General features: G+C 59.9%; 9 protein-coding genes. 2 read left to right on the top strand and 7 right to left on the bottom strand.

Features of this window, described 5'->3' with window-relative positions; genetic code table 11:
* Window positions 1-800: 800 nt before the first annotated feature.
* The 5 genes from ACFFT4_RS35365 to ACFFT4_RS35345 all read right to left on the bottom strand — a co-directional run bounded on the left by ACFFT4_RS35365 (window position 801) and on the right by ACFFT4_RS35345 (window position 8,281).
* Complete coding sequence (locus tag ACFFT4_RS35365; RefSeq protein ID WP_378054663.1) at window positions 801-1,808, bottom strand: C40 family peptidase; 1,008 nt, start codon at window positions 1,806-1,808, stop codon at window positions 801-803.
* 356 nt (window positions 1,809-2,164) lie between these two features.
* A complete protein-coding gene (locus ACFFT4_RS35360) occupies window positions 2,165-3,040 on the bottom strand; it encodes a cation diffusion facilitator family transporter (protein WP_378054661.1) in 876 nt (291 codons plus the stop codon).
* Window positions 3,041-3,215: 175 nt separating this feature from the next.
* The gene (locus tag ACFFT4_RS35355) at window positions 3,216-4,847 is read right to left on the bottom strand and encodes an ABC-F family ATP-binding cassette domain-containing protein (protein WP_378054659.1); all 1,632 of its coding nucleotides are present in this window, start codon (window positions 4,845-4,847) and stop codon (window positions 3,216-3,218) included.
* 20 nt (window positions 4,848-4,867) lie between these two features.
* Window positions 4,868-5,815, bottom strand: coding sequence for an MBL fold metallo-hydrolase (locus ACFFT4_RS35350; RefSeq protein ID WP_378054657.1), 948 nt, complete (start codon window positions 5,813-5,815; stop codon window positions 4,868-4,870).
* Between the two features lie 135 nt (window positions 5,816-5,950).
* Complete coding sequence (locus ACFFT4_RS35345; protein ID WP_378054655.1) at window positions 5,951-8,281, bottom strand: PepSY domain-containing protein; 2,331 nt, start codon at window positions 8,279-8,281, stop codon at window positions 5,951-5,953.
* A gap of 283 nt (window positions 8,282-8,564) precedes the next feature.
* Between ACFFT4_RS35345 and ACFFT4_RS35340 the strand changes: the two genes are divergently transcribed.
* On the top strand, window positions 8,565-9,704 hold the full coding sequence (locus tag ACFFT4_RS35340) for a virulence factor (RefSeq protein WP_378054653.1): 1,140 nt from the start codon (window positions 8,565-8,567) through the stop codon (window positions 9,702-9,704).
* 190 nt (window positions 9,705-9,894) lie between these two features.
* Here the strand turns inward: ACFFT4_RS35340 and ACFFT4_RS35335 are convergent, their stop codons facing one another.
* Both ACFFT4_RS35335 and ACFFT4_RS35330 read right to left on the bottom strand, forming a co-directional pair.
* On the bottom strand, window positions 9,895-10,593 hold the full coding sequence (locus ACFFT4_RS35335; RefSeq protein WP_378054651.1) for a response regulator: 699 nt from the start codon (window positions 10,591-10,593) through the stop codon (window positions 9,895-9,897).
* Window positions 10,594-10,643: 50 nt separating this feature from the next.
* Complete coding sequence (locus tag ACFFT4_RS35330) at window positions 10,644-15,032, bottom strand: histidine kinase (protein WP_378054649.1); 4,389 nt, start codon at window positions 15,030-15,032, stop codon at window positions 10,644-10,646.
* 143 nt (window positions 15,033-15,175) lie between these two features.
* On the opposite strand from ACFFT4_RS35330, the gene ACFFT4_RS35325 reads away from it, so the two are divergent.
* Window positions 15,176-16,696 carry a GGDEF domain-containing protein gene (locus ACFFT4_RS35325; RefSeq protein WP_378054647.1) on the top strand — a complete coding sequence of 507 codons (1,521 nt, stop codon included), beginning with the start codon at window positions 15,176-15,178 and terminating at the stop codon, window positions 16,694-16,696.
* Window positions 16,697-16,703: the final 7 nt, after the last annotated feature.

The raw sequence follows: 16,703 nt of genomic DNA, 5'->3' as shown, positions 1-16,703 counted from the left end.
CCGCAAGGTATTTGGAATCAGCTCTATCTCGCGCTTATTGCGTTTGCCCTGTGCACATGGGTTCGACTGCAAGCGAAGACGAACAAAACGACGTGGGACATACTTCAGCTGATTCGGATGTATGCGACTCACCCATGGAAGGAGATGGTGAGGGCGATGCAGAGGTTGCCGACGCGAAAGTCGAAAGGTAGGCAACGACTGCAAAAGCCTCGAGAGCCCATGCCTGTGTTGAAAAAGTGGATGAGCCGATAACGAAACTAAAATAGAAAATTCCACAAAAAGGAAAACGATGCCACGTTTAAGAGGCGGCTCTCCTTTTGGTTCATGTCATCAAACACCCATTGTAAAAATATTGAACAAATGATTAAAATTATAAATCCGGCTTTGTGGTGGGTGTTGGATGTTAGCTTTTTTGCATGGCTAGTGCCTGTCAGACCGTTAAAAGCGGGCAGATGCCCGAATTGGCCTGCGTAGCGGTCTGTCAGACCACTAAATGCGGGCAGTTGCTCGAATGGGCTTGCGTAACGGTCTGTCAGACCGTTAAAAGCGGGCAGTTGATCGAATTTGCCTGCGTAACGGCCTGTCAGACCGCTAAAGCGGGCAGTTGCTCGAATGGGCTTGCGTAACGGTCTGTCAGACCGTTAAAAGCGGGCAGTTGACCGAATTGGCCTGCGTAGCGGTCTCCCTGACCGTTACGTGTATGCGAATTGGTCAGTCTATAGAAAAAAAAGAAAAGCCCTGCCGGCTATCGAAGCCGACAAAGCCTTCCCTTTCGCAATGGAGACGCCCCGCGTCCGCTCTTACAGCGCGCTGCCTCCGTAGAGGAAACGGTACTCCCAATGCTTGCCCGCGATGCTGTCAGTACGGACGCCGCCCGACTCCTTGGAATAGGTGTGCAGCACTTTGCCGTCTCCCAGATAAATCGCCGCGTGGCTGATCTTGCTCGAGAACGGCTTTTTCCCCGTATAGAGCGAAGCGCTTGTCCCTTTGTAATCCATGAAAAACATCAGATCGCCGCGCTTCAGCTGCCGCCAATCCGTCGTTACGGAGCCCTTGTCGAGGACGTAAGCCCCCTGCCCGCGGGAATCCGCCGGAAGGACGATGCCGAGCGCATCCTTGAACATCTGGCGAATGAGATCCGAGCAGTCGAACGTGCTCGTATTGCTTCTGCTGGAGCCGTATTCGTACGGCGTGCCCAAATACTTCATCCCGGCCGCGATCACCGATTCGATCTCTCCGGCCGATCCGTTCGCCGGCGGATTCGGCTGGGACGGTCCGCCGATCGCTCCCGTTACGCGGATATACTTGGCATCGGTGCTCACGTAGCCGGTCTGGCCTTTGGCATCCTTTACCTCGTACCAGTAAGAGTTATATTTTCCCGTCACTGTTACCTGCTCGCCCTTGGACAGGTACCTGATCCGGGAAGCTCCGGTCGAAGGACCGGTGCGGAAGGAAACGCTGGCCACAATGCTGGCGTTCTCTCCCCCGGCCGCTTCGTTTCCTCCGGGCGAGACCGGCGCCGAGGCGTTGATCTTCAAATACTTGCTGTCCGTCGATATGTAGCCGATCGTGCCGAACACGTCCTGAACTTGATACCATGCGCTGCTGTGCTGGCCGAGAACGACCACTTCCTCGCCTTTCCCAATCATGCGGACCACCTGCGACGAAGTGCTCGGAGCCGTCCGGAAGTTCACTCCGTACTGGATGGTGCCCGTCGTTATCGCCGCCGCTCCCGTCTCGGAATAGGGATAAGAGCTCCATACCGTAACTGCCGCCAAGAGACCCGTCAACGTTCGTTTAAACTTCATGATGCAGTCCTCCTCCAATTTCGGCATTAAGGACAAAATGCCCTCACTTGCTTCATTATAGAGGTGCGCCCAATGCCTTCCATCGGCCCTTACGCCCAGCGGCCGGGCCCCGACTGGGCAGACGGGTGCAGACTTCCGTGGGACCGGGGACCGCAAGAGCGCCAGCGGCGCGGGGCCGGGCACGACAATTTCCCCGAACTTACCAATTTATTAGGACCTGCCAACAATAAAAAAGCCGCCAAATGGCGGCGTTCCGGCAAAAAATGCGGCTTCGGGAGGAATAAAAAGGAGAATGCAGCTTCAATAGTCCCAGGAACATTCAGGAAATCGTCCCGGTTTTGTGCAGGAAAACAGGGTCACAGCAGACTCTCTTCCGGCTCGACGTGCACATGCACGTTCAAAATATCGTGCTTGCGCCGCAGACGCTGTTCGACCGTATCGCTGATCCGGTGGCTGTCGACGACCGACAGCGTCGGATCCACGGTGACGATGACGTCGACGAGAACCGTGCTGCCGTGAATCCGGGCGCGAATATCCTTAATCCCGCGCACGCCCTCGGTCCGCTCGACGATGCCTCTCAGCGTCCTTAGCTGCTTCGCGTCGAAGCCGTCGGTCAGGTCGCGCGTCGCCGACCAGAAAATTTCCCAGGCGGTCTTCAAAATGAGCAGCGCCACGACGATCGCGGCCACGGCGTCCAGCCAGGCGACCCCGAGCGCCGCTCCGAAAATGCCCGCGGCGGCTCCCACGCTGACGAAAGCGTCCGAGAGATTGTCCTTGGCCGCCGCCATCAGCGCCTGACTTCGAATGCTCTTGGCCAATCGGGCATTATAGCCGTATACCGCCAGCATGGCGGCAGCCGCGGCCAGGGCGATCCATCCCGCGTTCAGATCGGGGACGCCAAACTCGCCGCGCCACAGCTTGAGCACCGCCGCCTGACCGACCTGCAGGCCGACGGTCGCCATAATGAACGAGGCGATCAGGGCGGCGATCGTCTCCGCTCTCAGGTGCCCGTAAGGGTGATTGGCGTCCGGCGGGCGGCGGGAGATGCGCAGGCCGACGAGCACGGCGACGGAAGCGACGATGTCGGTGGCGTTATTAAAGCCGTCCGCGGTCAGCGCCTCGGAATGAAACAGCCACCCCGCCGCCAGCTTTAAGGACGACAGCACGAGGTAAGCCGCTATGCTGATCCAGGCGCCCTTTTCTCCCTTGCGAATATCGCCGTATACGTCCACTTCCGTTCCCTCCTTGCGGCGTTGGCGCGAGGCGCTTCACTCCGGGTTCATCGCCCCAGTGTTCCCTTCGGTCCGCGGGTTAAAACCCGACTTCGCGTCCGACAACGGACCAGAGCCGCTCCTCTTGCAAAAAGGAGCTATCTCCCAAGCTACTTGGGAGACAGCCCCTTGCCAATTATTTTCTGTCCTCGGGCGGAATCAGCTTCGCGCGAAGCTCCTGCACTTCCGGATGCTCGAGATATTCGTCGAACGTCATCAAGCGGTCGATGATGCCGTTCGGCGTAATCTCGATGATCCGGTTGGCGATCGTCTGCATGAACTGATGGTCATGCGACGTAAAGATGATCGGTCCGTCGAAGTCAATCAGCCCGTTGTTCAGCGCCGTAATCGACTCGAGGTCCAAGTGGTTCGTCGGCTCGTCGAGCAGCAGCACGTTGCCGTTCGTCAGCATCATCCGGGACAGCATGCAGCGCACCTTCTCGCCCCCGGACAATACCGAAGCTTTTTTAAGCGCCTCGTCTCCCGAGAACAGCATCCGCCCGAGGAAGCCGCGGATGAACGATTCGTCCGGGTCCTTCGTGTACTGGCGCAGCCATTCGACGAGATTCATGTCCACGCCTTCGAAGTAATCGGAGTTCTCCTTGGGGAAGTACGCTTTCGTCGCCGTAACGCCCCAAGTAACCGTGCCTTCTTCCGGCTCCTTCTCGCCGACGAGAATTTGGAACAGCAGCGTTTTCGCATGGCCGTAAGGGCCGACGAGCGCGATTTTGTCGCCCTTGTTGACGACGATATTGACGTTGTTCAGCACCTTCTCCCCGTCCAGGGACGCCGTGACGTTCTCGACCGTGACGACCTGCTTGCCGACCTCGCGCTCCGGCTTGAAGTTGATGAACGGGTATTTGCGGTTCGAAGGACGGATGTCGTCCAGCGAGATTTTGTCGAGCAGCTTGCGGCGGCTCGTCGCCTGCTTCGCCTTGGACTTGTTCGCCGAGAAGCGCTGGATGAACTCTTGCAATTCCTTGATCTTGTCTTCCTTCTTCTTGTTCTGGTCGCGAACGAGCCTCAGAGCCAGCTGGCTGGACTCGTACCAGAAGTCGTAGTTGCCGACGTACATCTGGATTTTGCCGAAGTCGATGTCCGCGATATGCGTACAAACCTGGTTCAGGAAGTGACGGTCGTGAGAGACGACGATAACGGTGCCTTCATAACGCGACAGAAACTCTTCCAGCCAGTTGATCGATTCCAGGTCCAAGTGGTTGGTAGGCTCGTCGAGCAGCAAAATGTTCGGGTTGCCGAACAGCGCCTGCGCCAGCAGGACGCGCACCTTCTCGTTGCCGCTCAGCTCCGCCATTTTCTTGTCGTGCAGCTCGCTCGTAATCCCCAGGCCGTTCAGCATGCCTGCCGCTTCGCTCTCGGCCTCCCAGCCGTTCATCTCGGCGAATTCCGCTTCCAGCTCTCCGGCGCGCATGCCGTCTTCGTCCGAGAAATCTTCCTTCATATAGATTGCGTCTTTCTCTTTCATTACCTTGTATAGACGCTCGTGGCCCATGATGACCGTCTCCAGCACGTTGAACTCGTCGTACTCGAAATGGTTCTGCTTCAGGACCGCCAGACGCTCTCCCGGGGTAATGTGCACCTCGCCGGAGGAAGCCTCGACGTCTCCGGACAGGATTTTCAGGAACGTGGACTTGCCCGCTCCGTTCGCGCCGATCAAGCCGTAGCAGTTGCCGGGCGTAAACTTGATGTTGACATCTTCAAACAGGGGGCGTTTGCCAAAACGCAGACTAACGCCGGATACGGTAATCATGAGTCTGATCCATCCTTTTCTTATTCTGGTTTTATGCTTTCAAAACGCAGCGTCTCGCCGTGATGCAGCAGGAGCAGTTTCTCCTCCGGAATGCCCAGCTCGGCTCTTCCCGCCTCCAGCCGCTGCAAGGCGTCTTCGGGAGTATCGTCCGAAAGCTTAAAAGCGCCGTAATGCATCGGCACGAAATACTTCGCCTTCAAATCCAGGAACGCCTGCAGCGCCTCTTCCGGACTGACATGCTGGGACGACATGAACCATTCGGGATCGTACGCCCCGATCGGCAGCAGCGCCACGTCGATGTCGAACTTGCGCCCGATCTCGCTGAAGCCGCGGAAATACCCGCTGTCTCCGGCGAAATAAACCGTCGGCCCGTGATCGATCTCCAGCACCCACCCGCCCCAATGGGAAGTGTTCATGTCCCATGGATTGCGGCGAGTCCAATGTTGGGCCGGGACGAACGTAATTCTCACGCCCTGCAAGGACGTGTCCTCCCACCAGTGCAGCTCCTGGGCTTGCAGGAAGCCCTTCAGCAGCAGCTTCTTGCGCAGACCTGCCGGCACGATCATTTTTTTCGGTCCTCTCAGTCTCCTGAGCGAGGAAACGTGAAGGTGATCGTAGTGGGCGTGGGAGATCAGCACCACGTCCACGGACGGCATGTCCGACAATTCGATCCCGGGCGGGGAAAGCCGTTTACGAAAAGCCATTCTGCGCGCCCATACGGGATCGGTAACGATGTTCAACCCCGACATCTGAATGAGGAAGGTCGAATGGCCGATCCAGGTCACGGACGGCTCGCGGCGGTTATGCTGTAGAAAGCTCAGGTCCGGTTCCACGCTGGGAACGCATTTGTCGTACCCTCTGCTTTCGCGCAGTTTGCGAATCCGATTTTCACGCCAACGGTCGAATTGATCCAGCGATGCTTTGCCCGCACCGACAGAGTCCAAGTTGCCGAAGCGTCTTCTAAGCATGAAATCCCTCCGATGATGTGCTCATGTATACTATAGCAGGAAACTTCGAAATGTACCAAGGTTAGGGCGAAATTGGCGCCCGTAATCCGGCTCTCCGAGAACCGCTTGCATGACATGATCTTCAACGGACGGGCGTCAGCGATATTCGTCTCCCGTGTATCCCCATGACCATAATGGCTTGTCCAGCTTCTCTTGCATTTCGGCCAGCTTGAGCAGCGCTTCGGCGGCTTCCGCCCTCGTCGCGCGTTCGGCGGGCTTGAAGGCGCCTGCCGTCGGCTTCAGCAAACCGAACTTCAGCGCGACCGCCGCCGCTCCCTTGTCCTTTATTTTTCCGGCATCCCGCAAGCGGGTTACCGTCGGGTCTTCGGCGAGCGCAAGCGCCATTTTCTCGTTCCCCATTACGCGGGTCAACCATACGGCCATCTGCTCGCGGGTCAGCGGATCGTCGGGCTTAAGGGCGGTTTTCCGGTCGGGAGTCAACCATTTGCGACCTATAAAATAATCGACGTCGAAGTAGTACGGATGCTTCGCGTCTACATCGGAGAAAAAACGCTCTCCCCCGCCGGTATAGGGAATGTTTGAAAAAGTCATTCCTTTATGCACCATTCTCAAAAATTCTCCCCGCGATAACCCGGCGTCCGGCAGCAGCTGGCCTTTCGAATCCGCCAGCAGCACGCTGTGATCGAACAGCGTTTGCAGAGCTTTTTTCGACGGGTGGGCAAGAGCGTCCGCGGGCAGAGGGCCGCCGACTGTAAAGGCTTTGCCCGCGTACGACGGCGCGACGATCCCCGATACGGCGTCCACCGTATCCGAAACGTAGAGCTCATAGGGATTCGCCGGAGCCGCCAAGTAAAGGAGCTCAAGCCGGCGTTCGCCGGGACCGGTCGTGCCGGAAGTCGACGGCTCTTTCTCGTCCGGTACGTAATAGGGTAGAAGCTTCGTTTGCCGGACGATTCGCTTTTTTGCCTGCTCCGCGTCCAACGTCGGTTTCAGGGCGTCCAACGCCTTGGCTTCGGGCGGCCGCTGCGGGAGTATTAATCTGGTCATTTTGCCGCTGCCGTTCAACGTGATGAACAGATCTTGGCCTGCTACCGGAATTCCGCGATGAAACATCCGATATTCCAGCGTAAGCCCGGACGCGGCAGCTTCGAACGGCACGGCAAGCTTGTATCGCGACGAGAAATCGGGAATATGCTCAGTCAGCCACAGCTCCGCCAGCTTCCGGGCGTCGGCGGCTTGAATCGTCGGAGGCTCGGAGGACCGCTCGTCGGCATCGCTACCGGAGTACCGGTAATCGGCGTAGTCAAGCGTTTGTCCGGTTTTCGCGTCCACCGTCAACGAATAATATCCGCCTTCTCTGTCATCGGGATCGACGCCCTTCAATTCCCACGTTCGCCGTTGACCGCCATTCGTCTCGCTATCGGACGTCCACTCCGTGCCGCTCGGAAAATTCGCCAGCGCCGCTGTCGATTGTACGGCTTGTTTGAGATCGACGCTTCGGGGAACAAACGAGGCATCCGTCGGCAAAAGGCTTTCGTAGCGCTGCGCGGCAATATTTGAATCGCCGTACGAATCCGACCAGGCAGGAGCTCCGCTCATTGCGTCGATGCTCAGAAAGGTCCGATTCATGACATAGGTAAGTTTCCAATCGGGGGAATCGCCGAAGCTGCCGGCGACGTTGCGGTACAGCGGCAGCATCCGAAAGCCGTTCGCCCATATCCGCTTCGCCTCCTCCGCTTTCACGGCGGCTCGCTTGGCGACGGGCTGTCCGGGATGGCCCGCAAAAGAAAAAGCTTTGACGCTTCCGCCCGCGTCCAGAACGACCGCAATCGGAACATTGATCGTTTCGTATCCGTTGACCGTTAAGCCGAACCGGAAGGAATAGCGTGCCGGGCCGAACAGCGGATAAACGTAATCGAAAGCTTCGTCCGGGGTGAAGGCGAGCTCCTTTAATCCGAAATCGCGCACGGACGGAACGGCTTTGCGGACGAAAGCCTCCGCTGCCTCCTTCGCCCGGTCCCTCGTAATGCGCGCAGGGAACCTGGAGTTCGGCTCGTTCATCGGGTTCATGAGATACCGGGTTTCATAGGAAAGCAGATCGCCCGTCACTGCGTCGATCTCCGCCAGCGCGACCGTCCCCTTGTCCAGCATGTCCCATGCGCCTTTCCAGACCGGAATCGACGGGAAAGCCTTCTCCGTTCTTCGGTACAGCAGCCCGATGTCGTCCGGATTTCTGTTGCCGACAGGGGGCAGCGCCTCCTTCGCCAAACGAATGGCGGCTTCCTTGGAAATAGGGACGGCGGCAGGATCGGGCCCGACCTCCCCGTAATCGCTTCCCGGCGCCTCTTCGTACTGGGGAACCGATGAGCCGCGCCCGGATTCCGGCAGCCCCGTCAATAAAGCAGATGCGATTAACAATGCCGTTAGCGTGCGAACCGAGCGATGAACGTTCGGAGCGATGGTCAATGCTTTCTCTCCTTCATACAACGGAATGGTTTATGTTGGGAAAAATTCTACGCCAAACGGAAATATTCCTCTTTATTCGCCAAAGATTGCACGTGCATGCGCGTTATTTGTCCGGTTTTTGCGAGCTTTGCCTGGATTGTGTGATTTGCCCCATGTGGGTGAGCTTCGCCTGGATTGTTTGATTGATCCGGCTCGTATGAGCGGCTATGGCTTTCCGTTTTTTTGGCATTCGGAGAAGTTTTGCGGTATTGTGGAGGTAGGAAAGGAAAGCGAGGCGAGTGTCATGAAACTGTTGTCCATCGAGCCGACCCCGAGTCCGAATACGATGAAGCTTAACGTGGATGTTCGGCTCGACCCCGGCGTTCAATTGAACTATAACAAGGATTCGAAGCCGGTCCCGCCGCCGCTGATCGCCAAGCTGCTGGACATTCCCGGCGTGAAAAGCGTGTTCCAGACGACGGATTTCCTGGCGATCGACCGCAAGGGAGCCAATGCGGATTGGGCCGCGATTCTCGAGGGCGTGAAGGCCGCCTTCGGCGTGGCGGCCGAAGGCGCGCTGTCCGGCGCCGCCGATGCGGCCGGCTTCGGCGAAGCGCATGTCCGCGTGCAGATGTACCGCGGCATTCCGATTCAGATCCGCGTGCGCAGCGGCGGCCAGGAATTCCGCGCGGCGATGCCGGAGCGGTTCTCGGCGGCCGTGACGGAAGCCGCCGGCGCGACGATGATCCGCGAGCGGATGCTCGAGGATCTGGGCATACGCTACGGCGAGCCGCAGGAAGTGCTGGACGAGGTGAGCCGGGAGCTGGACGCGGCATACCCCGACGCCCGGCTGCGCGACTTGATCGAGCAGGCCAAGGCGGCGGGACCGGAGGCGCCCCCGCCGAAGCCGCCCGCTCCGCTCAGCGGCGAAGAGGTGATGAAGGCGCTCGATTCCCAGGACTGGCGCGAACGGTACGCGGCGCTGGAGCGGCTTAAGCCGGAGCCGGAGGATTTGCCGGTGGTGGCCCGCGCCTTGAAGGACAGCCAGATGTCGGTGCGGCGGCTTGCCGTCGTCTACCTCGGCGACCTGCGTACGCCCGAATCGTTCCCGCTGTTGTTCGAAGCGCTTAGGGACTCCTCCGGCTCCGTTCGCCGGACCGCGGGCGACACGCTGTCCGACATCGGCGACCCGATCGCGATCGCGCCGATGATCGACGCGTTGGAGGACGCCAACAAGCTCGTCCGCTGGCGCGCGGCGCGGTTCCTGTACGAGGCCGGCGACGAAACGGCCCTGGAGGCGCTTCGGCGCACAACGGGCAGCGAGACGGAGTTCGAGGTGCGCCTGCAGGCCGAGATGGCCGTCGCGCGCATCGAACGCGGCGAGGAAGCCGCCGGCTCCGTCTGGCAGCAGATGACGCGCATGCGCGAACAGGAGCGCGAGTAACCCCGCGGCTCGACCATACGCAAGCAAAAAGCACGCAGGGCCAAGCCGCCTTGCGTGCTTTTGCTTGCGCCGCCCTTCGTCCCTCCATCAGTACAGCCGCAGAGAATGCCGATTGCTTATTGCCCGCCGCCCTCGCGCCCTCTTCACGACCGTCGCCGACTCCTGCCGTTCCGCCGGCGCCGCCGAGCTCCTATTCGCTCATCGGGCGGATAACGATCGGTCTCTGCCCGGCGGAAGCGAGCAGCTCTTTAAGCTTCATGATCGCTTGCGCCCGGTCCATCGCCTCGATCTTGCCGTACATCGCGCTGATGTAATTGCGAACGGTGCCTTCGGCGATGCCGAGCGCTTCCGCGATCTCGCGGTTGTTCAACCCTCTGACCATCAGACCGGCGATCTCCTCTTCCCGTTCCGTCAGCTTGACGTTTCTCGCCTCGGCTCCCTGCCGCCGCCCGTACTCTCCGGACAGCTGGTTCATCCGCGCGGCCAGCTTATTGGCGACGGAGGCTTGAAGCACGAACTGTCCGTCTACCGTGTCCCGAATGGAAGCGATCATCTTGTCGGCGTCCATATCCTTGAGCATATACCCGCTCGCGCCCCCCGCAATCCCTTCGACGATATAATCCGCTTCGACGAATGTCGTCAGAATCAGAATGCGCGTATTCGGGCTGCTTTCCTTTATTCTCTTGAGCGCGGTCAAACCGTCCATGACCGGCATCTGAATATCGAGCAGCACGAGCGTCGGCTGCAGCCGCTCCGCCAGCTCGCAGGCTTCCTCGCCGTTGATGGCGAGCCCGACGACCTCGATGTCCTCCTCCAGCTCCAGAATCGTCCGCAAGCCTTCCCTCGTCAGCATCTGATCGTCGGCAATGACAACGCTGATTTTGTCCATTTTCTGCCCCTCCGTTCGCATGAATGCCGTTCCTCGACTCGCCGATAGCTTCAATAAGGCAATTGAATCCGCAGCAAGCAGCCCTTGCTCGGCTCGGAGTCGATCGACAACGCGCCCTTTAATTGACGCACGCGCTCGTGCATCGTATTCAACCCGAATCCTTTTTCCACCCCGTCGGTTCCCGTCCCGTCGTCCTGCAGCTCGAACTCCAGCCAGGAGCCGCGATCCCGCAGCAGAAAACGAAACTCTCCGCATTTGCCGTGGCGGATGCCGTTCGTCAGCCCTTCCTGCAGCGCATGGTAGATCACTTTCTTATGCAGCGCGGATACGCTCGGCGCCGGATCGATCGAAGCGCGGATCGTTACGCCGGCATTGCGTTCCGTCTCCTGAATCAATCTCTGCAGAGCTTCTTGCAGATCGTAGTATTTGTCTTCCTTGAGCATATGAACGGAATTGCGAATTTCGTTTAAGCTGTGCCTGACAAGCCCCTGCGCTTCGTTCAAACGTTCAAGCGAACGATCCAAATCGCGCCGCAGCAGACGTTTGCCCGCTTCGATCTGGAGCACGGTGGAGGTCAGCGTATGTCCGACGATATCGTGAATCTCCTGGGCGATCCGGTTGCGTTCGGCGTAGATTTTCATTTCCGCCTGCGCCTCCGAGGTCGCCAGCATCGACTGCTCCAGGCGGCGCGTCCGCTCCTCGACCTGTTCCTCCAGATGGTTGGTCAGATGCTGGATTCCGGAAAACAGCCTGGCGTTCGTCAGAGCGATCGCGCACTGCGAGGCCAGCAGCCTCAGTACGTCGAGCCGTTCTTCGGTAAATACGCCGGTGGACAGATTGTTTTCCAAATAAAGAAGTCCGATCAGCTTGTTCCGGTACAGCACGGGCAGGCAGAGCGCGGAGCGGATTCCCCGTCGGACCGTATCGCCGCTCCGTTCGAACAAGTCGCTCGCCGCCGCGTCCTGAACGACGATTTCCTCCTGCGTCCTGGCCGAGTAGAGAATCAGGTCGGACGGATACGCCTCTCCGGCTTCCTCCAACGGAATCGGTTCGATGCGAACGTCGTCCATCGCGCCGTGCGCTTCGACGATCCAATGTCCGTCCCGATCGATGATCAGCGCGCCCGACTCCGCTCCTGCGTTTTGCAGCATGATATGCATCAGCACCTGGAGCAGCCGTCCCATTTCCATCTCGCTCGACAACGCCTGGGCGGATAAAATGACCGACAGATGGTCGACCCGTTCCAGGCCGGCGTCTTTCCTGACGGGCAGCCATTTTCCGTACTTCTCCTCCATATCGCCCGTTTTCGCCGCCGCGCCCCAGCCTTGAAACCGCTCGTAGGCTTCAAGCAAATAAACTTTGGCCAAAGAGGCTCTGCCCGTGAGAATTCCGTACCGGGCGTAGCATTCCGCCGCGATGCCCGCCTCGAGCGCATACCCGGCGTCGCGCGCCTTCTCGATCGCCCGTTCGTACCCGTAATCCGCCCGTCGGCGATCCGGCTTCAGGCTGGCGAGCTCCGCCTTCGCCAGCAAATAGCGATGCAGATGAGGCGCTCTCCGCCGCTTTGCCTTCTCTCTTAATCTCCCCAGGCTTGCCCGCATCTGTCGAGCCGCTTCCGCTTTCTCCTTCCGGCTCCCCCGGCCGCAGGTTTCTTTCCACAGCAGAACGCCGTAGAAATCGGGATCGAAAAGCTCCGGCAATTCCGCAGGCTCTGACCGGATCGCTTGCTCCAGCGCGGCTTGCGCCTGCGAATAGTTCCCCGTCAAGTAATCGGTCATAAACGCGTAAGCTTCCGATGCCCGGTCGCCGTCCCGGCCCGCTCCCGCAGCCTCCCCGCCGGCGTTCGGCCCTGCGTCCGCATAGGGATCGGAGGCGGCCCGGTATCCGATAAGCCCGGAGGCGAGCCCGGCCAGCGCCGCCGCCTGCCGCCAATGCTTCCGCGAATTTTCTTGCCGAAAATGGTCGGCGTGAAGAAGCAGTCTCGCGTACACATCCCGCAGCGGATGCCCGGCTTGCAGCAGCAGCCGGCAAAAAATCAGCAGGCACCGGTTGGCCAAGCCCATTTGTCCGTCCGACAGCGCCGCGTGAACGGCTTTGCCCGCCATCGCGCTCCGTTCCCCGAGCGCGAATGTGCTTCCTCCTGCGGCGGAGCGCGCCAACAAAGCGGAGGCGCGCGCGAACAGCCCCGGCTCTTCGTCCGCCAGCGAGAGCATCCGTCTTCCCCACGCCTCCAGGAAGACCTCCTGCCGCGCTTGGCCCTCGAGCCTCAGCGCGTATCCGGCAAGGCCGATGCAGGCCGCGGGCGTCCAACCGTGATCCAGCGTCATCTCCATCATCGTCAGAACGGAGAAATGCCAGGCCCGCGGCGCGATGGCGTCGCCGGCTTCGACCGCGCAGGCGAGCGCGGACATCGCGGAACGCAGCCGCGAATCCGTCATCGCGGGAAGAGCTTGGAGCGCGGCCGCGCCGGCCGTCTTCAGCTTCCTCTCGACCCGCAGCTCCAGCCTTTTCCACTCGAGCCTCCCCGGCCGCAAGCGAAAAGGAACGTCCAGCAAACGCAGCGTCGTCTCGACGAAAGCCATCGCGCGGCTTGTCCGGTTCAACGCCCATTCGCAGCGGATCAGCATCAAGCCCGCTTGCGCGCGGGCCGCGTCCGATTCCGCTCTATCGAACAGCAATTGGGCCGTTTCAGCCGCCCTGTCGTAACGGGAGCTCAGAAACTCCGCTTCCGCGCGCAGCCGGAACGCTCTGAAGCATAACGGGAAGTTTCTCCGCCAGTCCTCCTCGTCCAGAGAATCGGTCGCCCGGCGCAAATAGGCGAGCGAGGAATCCCGCGATTTTTGCCGTTCGGCCTCTTCGCCCGCTTGCACGTTCAATTCGATCCATTCCGTCTTCCGGTCCGAACGCACGATCCGGTCCGCCGCCCGATTGAGATGATCCAGAGCCTCGAACAGCCGGGAATCCGCCCCCGCCTCGGTCCGCCGGGCCAGCATCCAGCCGATCTCCCTATGCAGCTCCGGACGCTCCGATTCCGGGATGCCCTCGCGCAAAGCGGTCCGAACGGAATCGTTCCGGAAGAGATACTTGTCCCGTCCGTCGCCAAGCGGCTGGATCAGCATTCGCCGGACGGCGTCGTCCAGGCTGTCCGTCAACCGGTCCATCGGCAGACCGGCGACGGAATACAGCTCGTCCAGCCCGAATGGATTGCCCAGCATGGCCGCCCGTGCAAGAATCCCTCGGGACTGCTCCGGCAAGAGGGACACATCGTCCCGGACGGAATCGGCCGCCGGCTCGCCGTCGTCCAGATCCGCGATTTGCCGACGGTCCCAGGTCCACATTCGGCTCGTCTCCTCGTAGACAATCCATTTGCGGTTCAGGATTTCCTGCAGAAGCGCGCGCAGGCGCTCGGGATTTCCTCCCGTTTTGTAATGCAAAATGCCCGCAAGCTCGTCGATGCCGTCCGTCCGCCCTTGGAGAACGAGACTTAACGTCCGCTTCAACCCTTCGCGATCGTACGGCTCGACCGAGGGCTGTCCGGCTGCCAGGTTTTCCGACGACCATCTCAGCGGATAGTCGCGCTTGCCCAGCGGAAACGGCTGGACCTTGCCCGACACGCGCAGCTGCAGCAGGCATTCCTCCAGATCCGCCCGAATGCCGGATGCCCCGGCATAACGGGCTTCCGGCATTTTCTCCATGCACTTCTGGACGACGGCGGATACCATTCTCGGAATCGAGGCGTTTCTCTGCCATACGGGCTCCGGATTCGCCGCCAGATGATGGTACAGAAGGTCCAGCGCGCTGCCCGAAGGATAAGGATACGTGCCGGTAAACCATTCGTACAAAATAACACCAAGCGAGTACAGGTCGGAGCGAAGATCGGGCGCCCGTCCCGTTCGCCCCGTCTGCTCCGGAGACAGATAGGGCAGCGCCCAATCCGTTCTCCCTGCCGCCCAGGACGCCGCCGCGTCCGGCTCATGAATCGGCGACGCGTACCGAAGATCGAGCAGTCGAACGCCCGATGCCCCGAGCAGAAAAGAAGACGGAGCCAGAACGTGCAGCATCATCCCCGCTTGATGAAGCTGACGAAGGCAGTCCGCCATGGCGACGGCCCTCTCCAGCAGCTCCTCCAGCTTCCTCGCGCCGCGCCCCGTTCGCAGCTCCCGCTCCAGCGTCGTCTCCCCGTTGTCCGGCAGCAGCAGAACCGGCCGGGTTCCTTGGAACTCGACGCCTTCCGGCTCGACGACCCCTCTGCCTTTCAGACGAAGCAGCCGTTCGTATTCCTTGTACAGCGTCGCGGCGCCGTCCGATTCCGCTTCGGAGCCGTTAATGGTTTTAGCCAGCAGCCGCCGTCCGTCCTCCGCCCGCTCCACGCGAAACAGCGCGAACTCGCCGCCGCTTTCGATCGCTTCCGTCACCCGATACCCAGACAATTCGAACATGCCTTCACCCGCTTGCTTCGCATTCGTTTTCGATGAACACCCGTTGAACCTGATTATACGATATTATTGAACACAATCCGACAACAATAGGGTAAAATAAAGACAATCTGCGCAGCCGCGCACAGAAAGCTCACGGTGATCGGATGAGCCTGAGAGAAGCTCTTATTTTGCTGGGCACGCACGGCGTTCCCATCGTTTTCTTCGTTTATATGGCCGCCGACGTGTGGCTTCGCAACCGCAGGAGGGTCGAGCACGTTTTGCTCAGCCTGATTTCGACCTGCTATTTGCTGATGTTCGCGGAAGAATACGTCCGCAACCAGGTTTCGGTAGAGTACAGCCCGCTGTTGTCGTCGATCTGGCTCAGCAGCGCGGGCATTCTGATTCCCGGCATCGGGCTGCATTTCCTGGTCAAGCTGACCCGGCTCGACGCCCGCATGCCGCGCTGGCTGTATCCTTACGTCTTTTATTTGCCGGTTCCGTTCGTCGTCGCGAACGTCGCGACGGGCGGGAAATGGATTTCCGCGCAGCAATTCGTCTCGTCGGAGCTGTGGAACTTGCCCGTCTACAATTCGGGCTACTACATCGCCATGACTGTCAGCATCGCCAACAATCTCTTGTATTTGCTCGTGCTGGCGATCGCCAAGTCGAAGACGAATCACCCCGAGCAGCGAACGATTTACAACCAGCTGTTCGCAGGCGTCGTCATCGCGATCGTATGGCATGTCTTGTTCGGCTACGTGAATTACGGCGACGGCTTGCCGCCCTATCCGTACTTGTACAGCGGCATCGTCTGGTGTTACTTCCTGCGCAGCACGATGAGAAAACACGATTTTCTGAGCCTGTACGACAAGCGCTTCGAGAAGCTGTTCAATATGCACCCGGACGCGATTTTGCTGATGAGCCGGGACCGGGAAATCAAGCACGCCAATCCGGGGGCCAAAGGGTTGTTCGATTTCCTGCAGCTCGAGTTCGCGACGTTTTACGGTTTGCTGGACAGCACCCTCGTCGAGCGAATTCGGACCGGCGGGACGGTCGAGCGCTACGAGACGGAAATCCGGCATCGCGGCAAGCGTCTCGTCCTGCTCGCCAGCGTCGATTACGTGCTCGTCGACAACGAGCAGCACGTGCTGCTTGTCTTCCGCGACATGACGACGCAAAAGGAGTCCGAGGAAGAAGTGCGGTTTCTCGCCTATCACGACCCGTTGACCCGACTGCCGAACCGCCGCTATTTTCACGAGCAATTGGATCAGGCTTTGCGGGAAGCGGCCGACCGGGGGGAGTCCGTCGCCTTGCTGCTCGCCGATCTGGACAAGCTGAAGCTGTTGAACGACAACTACGGGCATCTGGCCGGCGACGAGGCGCTGCAGGCGGCGGCGCAAATTTTGAAGGAAACGGTCGGGGATCGGGGCGTGGCCGCGCGTATGGGCGGGGACGAATTCATCGTGTTTATTCGCCGCTCCCCCTCCAAGGAAGAGCTGCAGCATTGGATTGCGGAGCTGCAAGCCCGATTTGCCGGTTATATTTCCAAATACGGGACGATTCCGGTAGGCATGAGCGTCGGGACCGCCTTCTTCCCCGAGGACGGCAAGGACGGACAGGCTCTGATCAACTTGGCCGACCATGCCATGTTCGAGATGAAACGACGCCATGCCTCCGTGACCTAATTCGGTT

This window comes from Cohnella cellulosilytica (assembly GCF_042431195.1).
In the GTDB taxonomy this organism is placed as follows: Bacteria; Bacillota; Bacilli; order Paenibacillales; family Paenibacillaceae; genus Cohnella; species Cohnella cellulosilytica.
The sequence above is the reverse complement of the archived record's forward strand: the minus strand, read 5'-3'. Positions and strand labels throughout refer to the sequence as shown.